This is a genomic window from Paenibacillus sedimenti (assembly GCF_014534655.1).
In the GTDB taxonomy this organism is placed as follows: Bacteria; Bacillota; Bacilli; order Paenibacillales; family NBRC-103111; genus Paenibacillus_E; species Paenibacillus_E sedimenti.
In genome coordinates, this window is the sequence record NZ_JACVVD010000010.1 from 165,550 (window position 1) to 181,690 (window position 16,141).

General features: G+C 40.5%; 15 protein-coding genes and 1 pseudogene. 4 read left to right on the plus strand and 12 right to left on the minus strand.

The genetic code is table 11. The annotated features are described in order from the left end of the window. Position 1 precedes the first annotated feature (1 nt). Positions 2-1,267 carry a class I SAM-dependent methyltransferase gene (locus ICC18_RS24370; RefSeq protein ID WP_188177051.1) on the minus strand — a complete coding sequence of 422 codons (1,266 nt, stop codon included), beginning with the start codon at positions 1,265-1,267 and terminating at the stop codon, positions 2-4. Between the two features lie 635 nt (positions 1,268-1,902). Between ICC18_RS24370 and ICC18_RS24375 the strand changes: the two genes are divergently transcribed. Continuing rightward, positions 1,903-3,501 (plus strand): ATP-binding protein, encoded by a 1,599-nt coding sequence (locus ICC18_RS24375; protein WP_188177052.1) that lies wholly within the window; start codon positions 1,903-1,905, stop codon positions 3,499-3,501. Further along, on the plus strand, positions 3,482-5,623 hold the full coding sequence (locus tag ICC18_RS24380; protein WP_188177053.1) for a hypothetical protein: 2,142 nt from the start codon (positions 3,482-3,484) through the stop codon (positions 5,621-5,623). The genes ICC18_RS24375 and ICC18_RS24380 overlap by 20 nt, the downstream gene beginning before the upstream one ends. Positions 5,624-5,759: 136 nt before the next feature. Here ICC18_RS24380 and ICC18_RS24385 read toward each other — a convergent pair whose 3' ends face one another. Together ICC18_RS24385 and ICC18_RS24390 are read right to left on the minus strand one after the other, a co-directional pair. Beyond that, entirely contained in the window at positions 5,760-6,692 is a 933-nt protein-coding gene (locus ICC18_RS24385; protein WP_188177054.1) for a DUF4928 family protein, read from the minus strand. Next, on the minus strand, positions 6,682-7,794 hold the full coding sequence (locus ICC18_RS24390) for a DNA cytosine methyltransferase (protein WP_188177055.1): 1,113 nt from the start codon (positions 7,792-7,794) through the stop codon (positions 6,682-6,684). Before ICC18_RS24390 ends, ICC18_RS24385 begins: the two co-directional genes overlap by 11 nt. 212 nt (positions 7,795-8,006) lie before the next feature. Here ICC18_RS24390 and ICC18_RS24395 point away from each other — a divergent pair, with 212 nt between their 5' ends. After that, entirely contained in the window at positions 8,007-8,444 is a 438-nt protein-coding gene (locus ICC18_RS24395) for a very short patch repair endonuclease (RefSeq protein WP_188177056.1), read from the plus strand. A gap of 763 nt (positions 8,445-9,207) precedes the next feature. On the opposite strand, the pseudogene ICC18_RS34835 reads toward ICC18_RS24395, so the two are convergent. From ICC18_RS34835 to ICC18_RS24415, 5 genes and pseudogenes are all read right to left on the minus strand, one after another. Continuing rightward, positions 9,208-9,335: pseudogene (locus ICC18_RS34835) on the minus strand (VOC family protein); the annotation flags it as partial. A 17-nt stretch (positions 9,336-9,352) separates the two neighbouring features. Next, positions 9,353-9,979, minus strand: coding sequence for a type 1 glutamine amidotransferase family protein (locus tag ICC18_RS24400; protein ID WP_188177057.1), 627 nt, complete (start codon positions 9,977-9,979; stop codon positions 9,353-9,355). Positions 9,980-10,092: 113 nt separating this feature from the next. Further along, on the minus strand, positions 10,093-11,055 hold the full coding sequence (locus ICC18_RS24405; protein WP_188177058.1) for a helix-turn-helix transcriptional regulator: 963 nt from the start codon (positions 11,053-11,055) through the stop codon (positions 10,093-10,095). Positions 11,056-11,247: 192 nt separating this feature from the next. Beyond that, positions 11,248-12,738, minus strand: coding sequence for a recombinase family protein (locus ICC18_RS24410; protein WP_188177059.1), 1,491 nt, complete (start codon positions 12,736-12,738; stop codon positions 11,248-11,250). A gap of 2 nt (positions 12,739-12,740) precedes the next feature. Beyond that, positions 12,741-12,896 (minus strand): hypothetical protein, encoded by a 156-nt coding sequence (locus ICC18_RS24415; protein ID WP_188177060.1) that lies wholly within the window; start codon positions 12,894-12,896, stop codon positions 12,741-12,743. A gap of 309 nt (positions 12,897-13,205) precedes the next feature. Here ICC18_RS24415 and ICC18_RS24420 point away from each other — a divergent pair, with 309 nt between their 5' ends. Beyond that, the gene (locus ICC18_RS24420; RefSeq protein ID WP_188177061.1) at positions 13,206-13,955 is read left to right on the plus strand and encodes a class I SAM-dependent methyltransferase; all 750 of its coding nucleotides are present in this window, start codon (positions 13,206-13,208) and stop codon (positions 13,953-13,955) included. Between the two features lie 46 nt (positions 13,956-14,001). Here ICC18_RS24420 and ICC18_RS24425 read toward each other — a convergent pair whose 3' ends face one another. The 4 genes from ICC18_RS24425 to ICC18_RS34840 all read right to left on the minus strand — a co-directional run bounded on the left by ICC18_RS24425 (position 14,002) and on the right by ICC18_RS34840 (position 15,697). After that, positions 14,002-14,850, minus strand: a complete 849-nt coding sequence (locus ICC18_RS24425; protein ID WP_188177062.1) for a hypothetical protein — start codon at positions 14,848-14,850, stop codon at positions 14,002-14,004. Positions 14,851-14,908: 58 nt separating this feature from the next. Further along, positions 14,909-15,079, minus strand: coding sequence for a hypothetical protein (locus ICC18_RS24430; RefSeq protein ID WP_188177063.1), 171 nt, complete (start codon positions 15,077-15,079; stop codon positions 14,909-14,911). Positions 15,080-15,150: 71 nt separating this feature from the next. After that, positions 15,151-15,528: a helix-turn-helix domain-containing protein gene (locus ICC18_RS24435; RefSeq protein WP_188177064.1), complete on the minus strand. Its 378-nt coding sequence runs from the start codon at positions 15,526-15,528 to the stop codon at positions 15,151-15,153. Continuing rightward, a complete protein-coding gene (locus ICC18_RS34840; protein ID WP_223192845.1) occupies positions 15,512-15,697 on the minus strand; it encodes a helix-turn-helix domain-containing protein in 186 nt (61 codons plus the stop codon). The genes ICC18_RS24435 and ICC18_RS34840 overlap by 17 nt, the downstream gene beginning before the upstream one ends. Positions 15,698-16,141 lie beyond the last annotated feature (444 nt).

Below are 16,141 nucleotides of genomic sequence, written 5' to 3' on the forward strand. Positions count from 1 at the left end.
CCTATGCCCCCCTTTTCTTAAGAATAACGCCCTGCGTCGTCTGAATATGGTTGACCCCATCGCCGATGGACACGAATTCATAGTCGTGCTTCGTTTCACGAATGACATCCATCAGCCACCTTTGAAAAGCTTCCTGCCCCATTTCCCACTTATGATCATCATGCCGGAAGCCCGTCAACTCATAGAAAACATTGAAATCCGAATTAGGCGTCGTAATAATAAAATGCTCAAAATCAACATGCTGACAAATCTGCCGAATCAGCCCTTTGGCCTCATCTTCACTCATATGTTCAATCACTTCCGTCAAAATAACATCCACCTGCTCGCCGTTATAGGCTTCCAGGAAACGATCGATCGAGCTGAACAGGACGATGTTGTCGATATCCTTCAATCGCGCTTTCCGGCTAACGGATTCCAGCAGCTCCTCATTGATGTCAATGGCATAGTAACTTCCCTCGATCTTCGCCGAGAAAGGAATCGCATAAAATCCTTCCCCGCAACCTACGTCCAGAATCGACTTATCGAACGGCAGCGCATTCGCGATATAATTCCTCCGCTGCAGCCCCGTGCCTCCATAATCAAACCGAATGTCGTAACGGCTCGTGTCCTCCAGCTCTGTTTTGTAAGTGCGGAAGCGCTCTTTGGAAGAGAGGAAATTGCGAACAAACAAGCTGCGAATATAAAACGGCGCGTCAATCACATGAATACTCTTGATATATTTGTCCAAAATGCTATCCGAAATATCGATATATTCGTTGCCGATCATCGACAAGAACAAACACAGCACACTCACAGCGTGCATCAGATGGTACAGACTTCGCCGCGTCGTAATCGTAAGCGAGTAGCTTTTATGAGCTTGATGCTGGATTTCAAACGTGAAATCAGTCAGATGCTTTTGGAAAAACTCCACGTACCGCACCATTTCGATGTGAATCATATTGATATAAAACGTGTTCTCGTACCCTTCCACATCCCGTTCATCCTGCGCCTTAAGCGGAGCGGAAAAGAACTCGTTAATCGCGTTAAGCGGAAATAAAGGCGTGTTATACCGGGACACATTGAGATATTCAAAATTATCATTTTCATTCTGTTTGTATGATATTTCATTATCCGCATCCTTAAAATACACATTGAATGTGGAATCATCCGTGTACCAGCCATAAGCAATTCCCTTACGGATGGATCTCAGTATCGCGCCGGATTCGGGATTCTTTTTGATGATGAAAGAAAGCTTCGGGTTGGTGGATCTCACTTGAACAATAGCCATCGTTATCTTCCCCTTAAGTAAATAAATATAAAAAAAGGCCATGGACTCAAAAGTCCATGACCGGGTAAATACAGCTAACACAGAGGAACCAGCACGAGTTGCTAGTCTAATCCGTATTCGCAAATACCAGATGAGCAGATGAGAGATGATTGGGGTATACAGCTGTCAATATGAAAATTACTTTGTTCATCATGTTTTGAGTTGAATAACTGTACCAAATTCATCTTCGCCGTGCTCCTTTCGTTGTCGTTTTAGATATTGAAATATTAACTTCGTGACCAGATATTGTCAATGAAAAATTTGGAATCGGGAAACGTGCGCCTAGTTCGTAAGAGGTAAGTAACCTAGAAGTATCATAGCCTTCTTGTCATATCTCAGCAGGTCTTGTCTAATTTATAGCTATAGGAATATTCGAGTATCCCACTTGCTTCACCAAATTCTCCTTAATCTGTCTCAACGGTTAGCCCAAAAAACATAATCGATTATCTGAACCCAATACCCTACAGTCCTCTTCAATAGGAATTAAAATTCTTTTATCGAGATTGTATTAAATACAGAATTGTGGAGATAATTGAAGCCATAACTCATTAACCAAAAATTAATTAACGGTTAATGATTAAAAGGAGCGGTTAAAAATGGCAATAAGCAACTTAGCATACGAAGGTTTCCTTGCGAAATTAGGAAGACCGATTGGACAAGTTATTTTTGATGGAAATGGCCCAAATTTATCCGATGCGAGGATGAGGATACGACCAAAATATACTACAACATTCGGAAGAATGGTCGTTATACCAACAACTGATGAGAATGGTCGCATTGTTGTTATCTTGGGAAGGGTCGATAATGTAAAAGATGTCAATCCTCACGAAGACGCATTGAGTTCCACGGTTAGCGATGTAATACCATTTGAGACAAAATATTCGCCAGAAGGGCAATCGACAATTATTTATAGGGTTGCAGAGCTTGAATTATTGGAGGAGGCTATCGTTTCGAATATAGGCGAGGTTCTTGAAGTTCACTCTGTTGAGTCACTTCCAAGAGCCGGGCTTTATGTATTTGAGGCTCCTTCGGAAATAGTAGCACCTTCTCTTGGTCTTGAAAAGGACGAAACCTTTGGTATTAATATTGGAAAAGTAAGGGGAACAGCTGTAACGGCAATATTGAAGAGGAATATCATTCAGCGCCACATCTTTATTGGAGGTGGCATTGGTACAGGCAAGAGTTACACAAGAGGGGTTCTTGCAGAAGAATTAGCAAGTTTAGGTGTTCCTCAAATAAATATCGATGTTCAAGGCGAAATGATTGAAGCCACCCAAGAGCTTGGAGGTATAAACTTACAACCCGGAAAAGATGGGTTTACCTTGCCTCTAAGTGCGCTGACAGGTGAAGACATCATTAATGCTATTCCCGCGATAAATCGGGGCACAAATATAGAAACACTTGTTAAATATGCACACGAAGTTTTAGTAAAGCAGAAAACGTTAGCCCTCGGAGTGCATTTTGATGTGGACGATTTATGCAGGAAAATAGAAGAATTGGCCCCCGATTTGGATATGAAGGCTAATACCTACAAGCCCGCATCTTTACGTGCTGAAAGTCTTAGCAAAGTTCCTTACATTGGAGAACCTTTTTCATGGGAAAATGAAATCAGACCAGGTAGGATAATAAATATTGACTGCAGGGGACTGCTTGTAACAGATTTGCGATTAATCGTTGCTTCTATTGCTCGTGATTTACAGAGATTAGCCAAAGAAAAGAAGATCCCTTTCACCATGTTATCCATTGACGAATTTCATTTGGTTGCTCCAAAGGATGATTCTTCAATTACAACACAGGTGCTACGAGAAATTGCAAGAATTGGACGTCACTACAGATTAGGATTGATTTTAACAACTCAAAGTCCAGCAGACGTGGATACTTCCGTTTTAAAACGGTTGTTAACCAGATTTCTTCATGCAATCGAACCTGATCAACTTAATGCCTTACGCGGTGTTTTTTCGGACGCATCTGACTATTTAATTAAAGGATTGCCGAAGATGCCGGTGGGAACTTGTATTATTACTGGCGCGGCTGAAACCATTAAGCACGCCACGGTAGTTAATATTCGCAAAAGAAATACTACTCATGGAGGAGCCACACCAGACATTTGGTCAGACTTCGAAAAGCGGGGCTGGACCAAGAAAAGAAATCTTGAAGTTGAACGGAGAGATGTAAATGGCCCAGAAAGTTATTGAGATGCCCTATAGAGAAGCTTCAATAATTCGTTATTTACGGTGGAAAATGCCTGTAGGGGCACCTATTCGTGAAGTATGGGAGACTTTGAGCCGAGCAAACGACCCTGAACATTTTCCTTTCGGAATCGGTGACAATATTACATTGCAGGCATATCATCGAATCTTTACAAAGATGATTTCAAGGGGCAAGATTGAAGAAACAGAGAATGCGGATACAACAATTCGCTTCTACAAACCAACCCCCTACCTAATTCCAGAAAATTCGATGACACTCAATGATATTAATGAGAACCTTTTGTCGTTAACCGCACCCGAAGCACTTGCTAAGTACATTGATGCATTGGATTATTTTGAACGAAATCAATCGGAAGCTTTGCACAAAGCTGCAGAAGCGCTCTTAGAAGAAGAGCCTGTACAACTAGTTCTTGAAATGCTCCAAGATGAAGTAAGAAAGCTAAACGAAACTCTTGACGATTTCAACGATGCCGAGACAAGAGATGACTCTGTTGAAACTGAACTTGAACAAAGGCATAAACGTCTTAGTACAATCGTACACAGTTATTATGGGATTCCAGTATCGATATTAGATACTCAAGATCTAAATCGCTTAATGAAGAATAGAACCACTATTAAACCAAATTGGAACAAAGTGAAGGATACATTAAAAAAACGTGTGTTTGGGGATAGGTGTATCTATCAGGTTGATGTTAGCGATTTTCTTCAATCTGACGATGCTAAAAAGCTTACTGTTTCTGGAAGTGATGGAAGCATGCATGCTGGGTTGGTCCGAGGAGTAACTGCACAGGCATATTCAGAGGATGATAATAACTCGGTATTAACCTTTAACAACAGTATTGCATATGTTTCAATTGCAGAAAATAATCAACCTAACGAGTATGAATTCCCTTATCACGGAGTGCCGATGACAAGAGCTGCCCTCGAGGAACCTAGTAATAGAGGGATGGTTCTTAGTCCTTCTTGGTTCCCTGAACTTGAACAATCTGAATATGAACACATGAAGAAGTCTGCGCTAGATGTTATTCAGTACAGAATTGATGAGCGAATTATCACAGGAACAGCTCGCGCACTTGGTAGCGATTCCTCTCGAGGTGCAGGAAAACTGTTGCCACGCTCCCAAGTTCATTTTAGGGATGGATCAGTTGTTCCTCAAGAACGAGAGCTTAATCACTATGAAAGATTAGATTCTTACGGAGAAATGAGTCAAGAAGGCATTCGATTGAGCCACAACATTTTACGAATTGTTAAAGAATCCTCAAGCACTGTATTTGCGGGAACCGTCAAATCCACACAATTGAAAGCTTTTTCTGAGTTGTTAAATTGGTATATATCATGCGGCTCTAAACGTAGATTTGGCAGACCTATCGATCCGTTTTGGGATTTGTCTAGGGCAGCAAATATTTCTGATAATGTTGCAATGACTAAATTGCTCTCGACACTTGGGAAACCAGAGGAAGGTGTTTTTTGGGTAACTTTCTCCATCCTTCGACCTTTTCCGCAATTAGTTACTCATTTCTCCAGAAGGAAGTACGAGGATGATAACTGGGTTGATTTTTTTGAGGATCGTAAAAACAAGCAACTTGTGGAGTATAATAAATATGGTGGCAGTAGACCGTATTTTGATGGTGTGGGCATTGAAGATGATGCTTACGTCCGTATGTTAAAAGAAGCTGATTATGTGATGTTCTATATTGGTCACACTTGGGGAAATCCGCCCATTATTTTACCGAGATACGAATTTATGGATTCGTTGAGGAAACGTGATCTAAAGGATGCAGCTACACGGGTCTCTCGAAAAATAAAGCTAATCGTTCAAGCCATCGCATTAACAAAACTCGCCCAGGATACAGATCACAATTTTATGACTGGTAAAAAATTTGTTAAAGTTGTGCCTTTTGTTGTCTATGAGGCGCATGAAAAAGGCAAAGTATTCGGACATAAGTTAGAGGCCGAATTAAAATCGGCGATTTTTGCTCGTTTGGCCGAATTGAAAAGAGTGCGCGGTAATGTTCCAGCTTTATCGGAATTGTACCCCGTACCAATTCGAGGTTACTTCGAGCAAATGCAAAAACTACTTCCTGCATCAGTAAAAGATAATGAATGATAAAAAGATACTTCCCGCAGCCATGCGGGAAGTATCTTCAAATTATGATGTGGAGTTGCTGATTTGCTAAATGCAATAAAAAATCGAGACGTAACTAACAATTTTAAATCATCTGCTACGACGTTTCTAAAGTGTACTATCCTATCGTTACCTTAATACTTGGATCAGTTTCACAGAGTTCTACAATCTCATTATATTTATCGATTAGTTTCTCGACTGTAAATTTCCGGTCAGCTGTTTGAAATTTACTCAACTCATAAACGTTTGTCGCGATAAACTGTTCTGCTTCAAGCAAATCTATACGTCCATCAATCTCTTGAATTCGTGCAAGCGATTCAGCGCCAGCCATACTACTGTATGTAGTAACGATAATTGGCCTAGCTCCAGATTCGAGGTTTCGCTTGCATTTACGCATAAGCGCTTCTCCTGGGGCAGTTGTAACGTGAATAATGACATCGTCGATAATAAAATCGCCACTCCTACCGCTTACAGAATCAGAAACGGAAAATCCATGATGCTCAACTTGCTTATCTGTTAAAACAAGAGAAAGCTTGGCACCAACAAGATGCTGCAATACAGCCCCTTCATACATTGTTCCTGGATTTTCCTTTTGACGTTTTATTGCTTGTGAAAGGAGATCACGGACAATTGCCCGTATTGATTTACTTGTATCATAACGCAATGTAAAAGGTTGGGAACTGAAATAATCTCGAACCCGTTGAATCCACCAATTTTCTATGATTTCAAGATTCGCCAAGGAAGATGCATGAAGATTGTTCAAGAAGGCAACATAATCCTGCATGTTTCCAACGCTCCCCCTACTTGTTCTACCACCTTCCTCCGCAAGTACTCTGTTAATTCCATGATCTTTTAGAATAGATTGCACCGCTGCTTTCCCAAGTCCTAGAACTTGTCCTTTACTTTCTGCTACAAGAGTACTTGGATCTAATGGAAGTCCATTATTTTTAGCCAAGCGTGATACATGGAGGATAACAGCAAGTTGACCTTTAGAGGTCAAACCTTTTTCTGTTCTATATTTCTCTAACTCCTGGAACAACTTATCCGACATTAACATTAAACTCCCTTTCTTTCAGCTGCCTGCTCTGTTCGGCTAGGGGGAAGAGAAGATGTTCTGATAGATATTGAGCAACTGGTGCAGCTACTGCATCACCCATTGCCTTATATCCATTGTTGTATGTTCCGGGCAACTTATAGCTGTCTGGCGCACCCATTAATCTTGCTGTTTCACGTGTGGTTAGTAGCCGTGTTTTTAATGCCCCATTTTGGTTTAAGACGACATATTGACGGCTACTTCCTCCTTCTGGAGTTCTTAAACAACCTGCAACCCCATCAACCCGTAATTCAAGTACCTGTTTTTTGTTTCTCGTGCGTTTGTACCCAGCAGCTACACGAAAACCTTCTTTGAGTTTTGCTAAATGTAGCGGAGGGACTAAACTAAGATTGTAGGAAGTCGTGTCTTCGTTGTCTACTGGAGCATCCCATTCAATAATATCTGCCAGTACGTTTTTCCGTATGTCTGGCTCTGGGATTCGCCACCATATCCAGTCTTTTAAGTCATTAGATGCTTTCTTTACCGCTTCATTATGTAGCCAATTCGGGGTATCGGATATCAGGCTCTCCGGAATTTTAATTTCTTTTTTTACTGCAATAACAAATACTCTTGGCCTTGATTGAGGAACCCATCTAACAGCATCAAGAATAATAGCACCTGCCTTATAGCCTCTCGTCCGAAGTGCTTCGTGAAGGAGTTTATAATTTTGTCCGCCCTTAGAGGAAACCAGGCCAACAACGTTTTCTGCTACCAAAATAGGTGGCATCTTGGGCATTTCGTCCATAATGCGCAGCCATTCCCAAACAAGGCCGCTGCGCTTACCTTCAATACCAGCAATTAAACCAGCAAGAGAAAGATCTTGACAAGGGAAACTCGCCCAAGATAAATCTGCATGTGGAAGACCAAGCCCACACACATGTTGAATATCGTTTAGGTGGAAGTGTTTCTTACCATGATTCGCTACATAAACTGCTGCTTTTTTCTCGCATATATCGTTGGCCCATACTGCTTTAAAATAAGGCTTTAGTGCGTGTGCGACTAGCCCGCTTCCTGCAAAAAATTCAAGGAATGAATAGGTATTCTGATGTAATGATTCCATGTCGGACCTCCAAGTAACAAAACAAATGTTCTATCTTTTAATTCTAACATTTAACCCGTATTTTTTCGATAGTTAAAACTAATAAATATTAACCTCATACTAATGTTAGATTTAGGTCAAAAATTTTATTGTCAATTAAGACTTGTAGTAGAACCATTGTTGGGAAATAATTGTATTTAGATCTGCAATTCATGCCAAGCGGGTAGGGGAATATGACTGATACATTTTCTAAGGAAAAAAGAAGTGAAATCATGAGAGCTGTTAGAGGGAAAAAAACTACTTTGGAAACGAAAGTATCGAAGGCTCTCTGGAAAAGAGGAATTAGATTTAGGCAAAATGTTAAAGATCTACGAGGAAAACCCGATATAGCCATAAAAAAATATAAGATAGTTATTTTTATCGATTCTTGTTTTTGGCACGGTTGTGAAGAACACTGCCGAATACCCTCATCGAATATCAATTACTGGACTAGCAAAATAGCTCGAAATGTTAGAAGAGATCATGAAACCACACAATACTATGTTGAAAATGGTTGGAACATTTTGCGAATCTGGGAACACGATATAAAGAAAAGATTTGACGAAACAATCAATACCTTAGAGGAGATTATTCTCAAAACAAAATATACAAAAAAAACTGGAGCCAAATAAATTTCTTCCTCCTTTTCATTTTCAACTGTTTTCAACTCAGTTTTAGAACAACAATTTTCGAGGTTGATTCAGGATTCCATTTAAAACTCAATGGATCAAACAGTTCCGCTCAGCATTCCCGGGGGCGAATTTTCGAAGCTTAAGTGGAACACATCCTGTCATTCGCTCCCACAACGTTTATCAGTTAGCATTTGTTCGCATAAAAAAAGTCCCCACTGTGGATCAGTGAGGGATAATAGAACAACATTATAAATTTTTAAATCATTAATATCGCCCTAATTTCAACTTTATGAAATCAAATAATTTTATCTTGATCAGCGGTTTTTAATTTACCAAAATGTAGCAGTATGTTAGCCTCTTTTTCATTGATGCCTCTGATTCCAAAAGCCTTACCTGCAGAACTCATTGAACCCAAAAGTATCCATTCAACATCCGCCTCGAATCCTTCAACAATTGCAGGATGGTATCAACCGTAGGCTTATATTTGTCTTGTTCCAACTCGCTAAGCGTAGCCTGAGAAACCAATTCGATTAGAGAAATCAACTTGATTAATCTTATTCATCTTTCTGATCATTCTAATACGGCTGCCTATTTTTTTTGATATGTATCACTCCCGTTAAAAAGAAAGTCCCAATGACTTTTTACATCATCGGGACTGGCTAAGGGGTTCACGACTTTTTTATCACCAGACAACCACCCTGCACTAACAAAGCCACCCGACTCCACATGACTTGAGTGTCGGTCACTGTAATTTAAGCCGTAAGTAACACGCATTGTCTTCATCTGGCGGCAAGGCCAATTTATATGCCGGATTCACTGCTCCCAGCTGAAAAAACCATTTCCAAAATCTAATTCCACATGAACAATTATTTTATTGCCTGTTATAAATGGGGTTTATGCTTATACCTTCATTGGAGTGAATTCATCAACTCATAGAAATATTTGGATTCATGAGTCTTATTAAGACTATACCAGGCATCTAATGTTTTTGAATTAAACACACCCAGAGCTTTCAAGACGTGTACAGAAAATTCCAACGGAGCTATTCCAGATGCAGTGATCAGTTTTCCATCAGTTACAACAGACTCCATTTTGTAATACTTTTCGCCCGTGTAAGTGGGACAGATCATTTTAAGGTATTCCAGATCATTGCTTGTATGCCAACGTGAATTCAGCAATCCTGTCTGGGCAAGTCCCATTGTAGCACCACAAATCGCTGCAACCAATATACCTTCCTTTAAACACCTCTCAACGATTTTTAAGATGGGTTGGTGAATGGTTTCTGTCCATGTATCTCCACCGGGTAAAATTAATGTATCTGTGCTTTCAATGCTGCACTCATCCAGTTTGATGTCAGGCAGTATTTTCAATCCGCCCATTGTAGTTACAGGAGTCTTTTCAATTCCCACGGTAACTATTTTTGATGCGGCCAGCCCCTTTTTATAATATCTTCCCGAGTTCAATTCGGCAGTTAAGTAACCTATTTCCCAGTCTGACATTGTGTCAAACACATAAAGATATACCGTATTATTCATTTGCAAGTTCTCCTTATTTTACAATTCATCAAGGGATACCAACCGTCCATCGGTAATCATTGATTATCATCATTATAGAATAGCTTCACTGACATCTGCTGTCAGTGAAGCTATTAAAGTTGATAATATTCCATTAACTCCGACGCAACAGCAACAAGTTTTTCCTTCAAACTCTGTGGTTCGATTACTTGAATCGATTTCCCGTAGGATAGGAGAAGATAAGGGACATATGTATGAATTGATTGTTCCTCAAGTAAAAAGATTGCTTGGTTTGATGCCCGCTCTTTCAGATGATGCCCCAAAAACCAATGTAGGCATAAGTCATCCAATGCTTCTGACCTGCCTCGGATAATTAAAGAAATTAACCCGTCCTTGCCCACTAAATCAGGCAACAGATTCTGCATAAAAAATTCACGGGCCGAAAAAGCTTCGGAACGCTTAAATATTATTTGAGTACGCTTGATTTGTAGAATCCGTTCTGCCCGAAAGCTGCGGATCTCATTCCTTAGGTGGCAAAATGCAACAGTATACCATTTATTGTTCCAGTAAACCATTCCATAGGGGTCTATCACCCTATTCTTGGGTTGTTCTTCATGGCGTGTGCGATAATCAATTTCTACAGAGAATTCATTTGCTACAGCCTGCTCCAATTCCGCCAATACCAGCTGAACAGAAGGGTCTCCCATACGGTTTATAACTTCAAATCCGGCTAAATGACGGCTAAGTATACTTTCCTGCTCCTGATTCGAATACATTTTCAATTTTGATGTCGCATTGCCTAATGCCTCACTCAAAGGGTATCCGGCTTCTTTTGCAAAAACAGCAGCATGAAGGAGTGCCTTTTTTTCTTCAATATCAAATAGCAGAGGTGCTCTGATAAAATTATTTAGCAAGCTATACCCGCCATTATGACCTGTGTCGGATATTATAGGCACTCCACTAGTACATAGTGCATCAATATACCGATAAACTGTCCTTATATTTATTTCTAACTTTTCGGATATTTGTTTTGCAGTCATTTTTACGCCCGCATTCAACATCCATAGAATTGCAAGCATATTATCGTTTTTTGGCATAACATGAACCTCATCTTTTATTAAACCTCTATATTTTATAAATATCTTTTTTATCTACTCAAGTATCGCACGAAATTATTAGCTTTGCGAATCGCCTGCCTATCTTTCAACTTCCTTGACCAGTACTGTCACATCTCTTTTCGTACCATCAATATTAGACACTCCACATGACTTGAGTGTCGGTCACTTAATTTAAGCCGTAAGAAGAGCGGTGGCGGTAAACTTGTAATGAATGTTTACCGAGCCATCCGCCTGTACTTCAATCTTATCAATAAACCTATGCACCATCTCAGAAGTCAGTTCGTCCAACTTCATGAACTGCTTGAGTTCCTTCTTCAATCGAACGATACTTTCCCCTGTACTACTACTTGCTTGTAGAGACTGGAAGCCTTTTAACTGGTCTTGTAGGCTACAGAGTTCTGCATTGCCACTCTCCGCTGCTTCCTTATAATCGGACTCATCAATCGTACCGCTTGCCAATAGTCTGATTAACCCTGTCTTTTGTTCCTTCAGCTTTTCAATACGCCTTTGTAAAGACTGTATTTGCTTCTCTGATTGCTTTCTTGCTTGTAAGGTCTTTACCTCTAGCCGCCCCATTATTTCTTTCTCATTGAGGGTATTAGCCATGTTACGAATATCATCAAGGATTACGCCTATGAGTACTTTTTCCTTAACGCTATGCTGACTGCACACGTGCTTCCCATGCTTGTAATAGTTTCCGCATACATAGCCCTTTCGATAATGGACATACCATAGAGCCTTGCCGCAATCGGCGCAGAAGAGATAGTTAGTAAATAGGTGCTTCTTAGCCTTGGGCTTTGCTTGTTGCCGCTTTCGCCCCTCCATGTACTGTTGTACGGCTTCAAAATCTTCCCTAGAGATAATAGCATGGTGAGCGTCTTCAGTAATAATTTGCTTATCCCTTGGTACTTCTTCACGTACTTTTGATGTAACGCTTACTGTTGTCTGCCGCCCTTGAACTAAGTCGCCAACATAATGTGGGTTATTTAGAATTTTCTTAATAGAAGTACCTTGCCAGTACAGCCCAGCATTCTTCTTACCAATAACCTGTGCAGGTGTAGGACAGCCTTCACGGGTTAAAGTACGTGCAATAGCATCAAAGCCCTTTCCATCTAAGTACATTCGAAATATCCGTTTTACATTGTTCGGTGTGTCGTCCTCAGCAAGAACAAGTTTCCCGCTATTTAGTCTGTAACCATATGGTGGTACAGAGCCTTTGAACTCACCCTTCTTTGCCTTACTGCTAAGAGAGGCTTTTATTCTGGTGGACGTACGCTGTGATTCCTGTTCATACATCCAAGCATACAGCCCAAACATTTCACCGTTGCCTTCAATTGTATTAATGGCATTGTCTAGTGTAACAATATGAACACTGTTGTCCCTAGCCATATCTCTAATTTGATAGGATAGTCCTCCGTTACGAGCAAGCCGTGAAAGTTCTTTTGCAACAATAACATCAAATTTTCGAGTCTTTGCATCTCGTATCAAGCGTTGCAGGTTTTCCCTCTTACCAGTTGTCCCGCTTTCAACATCAACATAGAAGTCAAATACATCCCAACCCCTATCTTCTAGGTACTGATAGAATAAACTTCTTTGATTCTCTAAAGACGATTTTTGTTCCTCTTTATCTGTCGAAACACGGATATATACTGCACATCTCATAGTTACGCCACCTCTTCACTATGAGATGTATTGGCGTTACCTGCATTATACTTGATGTCTTCTTGGCGTTCTATTGTTCTGTCAATCTCTGCTTCAATAAACGGCATAAAAAGTGCTAGGAATGAATCTTTTCCGACATAGGTTCTTTCAATTTTCATGTTGTCATCGCCCCCTACTCTCAGTGGTCGTTCTATGCAGAGGAAAAGGTGCGAGAATAAAACATACAGAATCACATTCACAAATTATTTTTACTTCTTGATTGACAAACTCTCTTCGAACTATAATTGAATCAATCTTTCAAATGGGGTGTATTGAATGTCTTTCCGTATCGTTCGAGGTATTTAGTTTTCGGGCTGGAAAAAACGCGTACCAGCCATCAAGGGGGTAGTCTGCCCTTTGGTCTCATGAAGCTAAAACATTGAATGTTATCGGTCAACATTTTAACCTCATTGGAAGGTGGAATAAAAATGAATTCATTGGATTACAAAGAATTTTATGATAAGGTCGGCAAAATCAACGGTTGGGATTTCAGCAATGTGAAATGTGTTTCTGAAGGAACGAGATGGGACTTGTATCGTGAAGTAACGAAGTTCTGCAAGAAATCAGATATATTGCTTGACATTGGTACTGGCGGCGGGGAAGCGATATTATCAATAGCCGAATCTGCACTACTTCTAGTTGGGATTGATCAATCTACTGGAATGATTGAAACCGCAACTAAAAATTCTGCTAAATCAGGCATACCTAATGTACGTTTTCTAAAGATGGAAGCTGAAAAATTGGATTTTCCTGACGACTTTTTTAATGTAGTCTCGTGCAGACATTCGGAATTTTTCGCAAAAGAAGTCGCAAAAGTTTTAATTAAGGGCGGTACATTCCTCACTCAGCAAGTAAGCGAAAACGATAAATCAAATATTAAAGAAGCGTTTGGAAGAGGTCAGGCATTTGGAACAAAGGCAGGTACATTAAAGCATCAATATATTACTGAATTGAGCGAAGCGGGCTTTAGCGACATTCAAGCATTTGAATTTAATGTTATTGAATATTACCAAACGGCTGCAGACCTGATTTTTTTACTAAAACACACTCCAATTATTCCCGACTTTGGACGGACTGATGTTGATTTCCAAATACTCCAACAGTTTATTAATGAAAATCAAACTCAGAAGGGTATTAGGACAAATTCGGAACGCTTTATAATAGTTGCTAAGTACTAGAGATTGAATGCAAAAAGGATACTCGTTAATCGGGTATCCTTTTTGTTTATAACGCTTTATAAAATAGAGAATTTTGAAGTGCAGGAATAAATACTTCGTGAATTTGCCTTTGCAAATCTTCTTTATAAAGTTCAAATACATCAGCGGGGTGAGGGTCTAAACTTGTTGAAGCCTGTATGTGCAGGTCTCGCAACCGTTCTTTCACCTTCCGCCCCAACTCGCTCCATAACTCAGGCTGTTGTTGCAGACCTATAAGCATTGCTTTGTCAGCCGCCTTCATATCAGGCGGGAAGGAAGCGGGGAGGGTAAAGGTCATACCTTCAAATGGGTTGGTAAAATAGTCTTCCTCATTCTTAAACCTTGACCTCTGCATTTCAATGCGCCACCAATGGGGATGGTTTTTCGGTAAGAACTTACGTTCCTTATATCCCTTGTCATAGAAGTTTATTCGCTTGTCCCCGTTGCCACTTCCGATAGTTATGGATTCCAGCTTGTCTGAAGGAGCGTAATAGACCGCCTTCTTCATGGAACGGGGTGTACTGATTGAAAGACTGGACAAGTCATAGCCGTGGTAATCAATCGCAAAATCAATTCCTGTCATGCGGGGATGCTTCATAAAGGCAATGATTTTCTGCATTTCTACAAAGGTATCCCGCCCGTGTAATGTGTTGGGATTGAAGTCTACCCTAACATTTTCCTCCCCTTTTTCTCTGCTATTTATCTGTATAAAACTTCCATCAACACACTTGATATTTGTATCATAGTCGCCCTGTCTAGTGCTTCTGTAGATTGTTTCAATGTAAGGATTCAATTCCAGTGACTTAGAAAAGTATGATAGGTCAGAAATGTATGCCAATGCAGAAACACGGTCTATCGAGCATGTCACGTCTTTCAATTTTTTCCCCCCCCCCATGTCCAAAAAGTACATTATTTACGGATGTTATAGTGCCGTTTTAGCCCGCCATTGGACAGACAGCTTCAACGTCGAACCCCTTCTCCTGTAAAAACTGTTTCAATTCGTCCTCACGAATCCATACAGGCTTGTAAGAAGCCCCACGAATCCCGTTAGGAATCGCTTCATAGCGTAGCCCCTCATTTTGACACCAATTCCAGATACGTTGCATTGTGTAAACTCTCGTAGGACTTGCTTTCGTTAGTAAATTTGAAATCTCATTCAATGTATACATTCGCATGATTAGCACCGCCCCGTAACATAGTCGTGTAAACTTTGGGCATTAACAACGTAAGCCCCGCCCTCAAAACCTGCCTTAAGTTTCCCCGCCTGTATCAGCTTGTGTACCGCCGCTTCAGTTTGCAATCCTAGCTTGGTCATTGTCTCACCAATGGTAAGACTCCCTGAACGTGTTACAACGGGCGTAAGGGTTTCCTGAAGAGCTTTCCCGCTTCGACTAGCGTACTTCTTAAGACTGCTCACGATAATTCGTGTCTTGCCATTCTCAGGCTTAGATTGCTCCAAGTACCCGTGCTGTCTAAGCTGTAGAATCTTCTGTTCGCTCATGCCTAGCATTGCAGCGGCTTCAGTGAGTGAGACCGTCTTACTGTTGATAATCATTGCCGCTACCTCCTGACGTATCGTTAAGAATGAACTTCTTTAACCCCGATTGTGGGATTCTAATGACCCGCCCAACCTTCACAGATGGAATAATGTTGTTCGAGACAAGCCTATGAATCGTTCGATAGGAAACCCGTAGTAGGGCTTTAGCTTCCTGCATTGTCAGCATCTGCTCCAATGCTTCCAACTCCTTTCAAATATTGTCACCTACAATATAGGTAATTGGGGCAGTTACGGAACAGACAGAGCGTAAAGAGGAGTAGAGACGTGTAATAAGTCTTTAATAAGAATCGATTATATTCCGTTCTCATGAAGAAAAGCGGGACATAAGCAAGCTAAGGTAATTGAAGGCTGTATGATGGTATCTATGAAAATTCAGTCATTGGGCTGAGGAAGAGATTTAAGAATAGGGATACTTTCTAAAGCATTTTAGTTTGGTAGGGAGATAGTATATTAGCTATGTTCATGTTAATAATAGAAGTATCACGCTCCTTTATTTGCCCCGCCGATATGGTTGGGGCTTCCTTTGTGCGTACAGATGATATTTGCAGAAATTTCAGGCGGGTATGACAAGCCTTAACATCGACTCAGATGTAATGACTAATTCATCAGG

Bases quoted from the DNA above. Each gene is read 5' to 3' on its own strand.
- ICC18_RS24405 (WP_188177058.1), bottom strand. From the start codon at position 11,055: ATGCCAAAAAACGATAATATGCTTGCAATTCTATGGATGTTGAATGCG.
- ICC18_RS24420 (WP_188177061.1), top strand. From the start codon at position 13,206: ATGAATTCATTGGATTACAAAGAATTTTATGATAAGGTCGGCAAAATC.
- ICC18_RS24375 (WP_188177052.1), top strand. From the start codon at position 1,903: ATGGCAATAAGCAACTTAGCATACGAAGGTTTCCTTGCGAAATTAGGA.
- ICC18_RS24430 (WP_188177063.1), bottom strand. From the start codon at position 15,079: ATGCAACGTATCTGGAATTGGTGTCAAAATGAGGGGCTACGCTATGAA.
- ICC18_RS24390 (WP_188177055.1), bottom strand. From the start codon at position 7,794: ATGGAATCATTACATCAGAATACCTATTCATTCCTTGAATTTTTTGCA.
- ICC18_RS24415 (WP_188177060.1), bottom strand. From the start codon at position 12,896: ATGAAAATTGAAAGAACCTATGTCGGAAAAGATTCATTCCTAGCACTT.
- ICC18_RS24435 (WP_188177064.1), bottom strand. From the start codon at position 15,528: ATGATTATCAACAGTAAGACGGTCTCACTCACTGAAGCCGCTGCAATG.
- ICC18_RS34840 (WP_223192845.1), bottom strand. From the start codon at position 15,697: ATGCTGACAATGCAGGAAGCTAAAGCCCTACTACGGGTTTCCTATCGA.
- ICC18_RS24380 (WP_188177053.1), top strand. From the start codon at position 3,482: ATGGCCCAGAAAGTTATTGAGATGCCCTATAGAGAAGCTTCAATAATT.
- ICC18_RS24370 (WP_188177051.1), bottom strand. From the start codon at position 1,267: ATGGCTATTGTTCAAGTGAGATCCACCAACCCGAAGCTTTCTTTCATC.
- ICC18_RS24395 (WP_188177056.1), top strand. From the start codon at position 8,007: ATGACTGATACATTTTCTAAGGAAAAAAGAAGTGAAATCATGAGAGCT.
- ICC18_RS24400 (WP_188177057.1), bottom strand. From the start codon at position 9,979: ATGAATAATACGGTATATCTTTATGTGTTTGACACAATGTCAGACTGG.
- ICC18_RS24410 (WP_188177059.1), bottom strand. From the start codon at position 12,738: ATGAGATGTGCAGTATATATCCGTGTTTCGACAGATAAAGAGGAACAA.
- ICC18_RS24385 (WP_188177054.1), bottom strand. From the start codon at position 6,692: ATGTCGGATAAGTTGTTCCAGGAGTTAGAGAAATATAGAACAGAAAAA.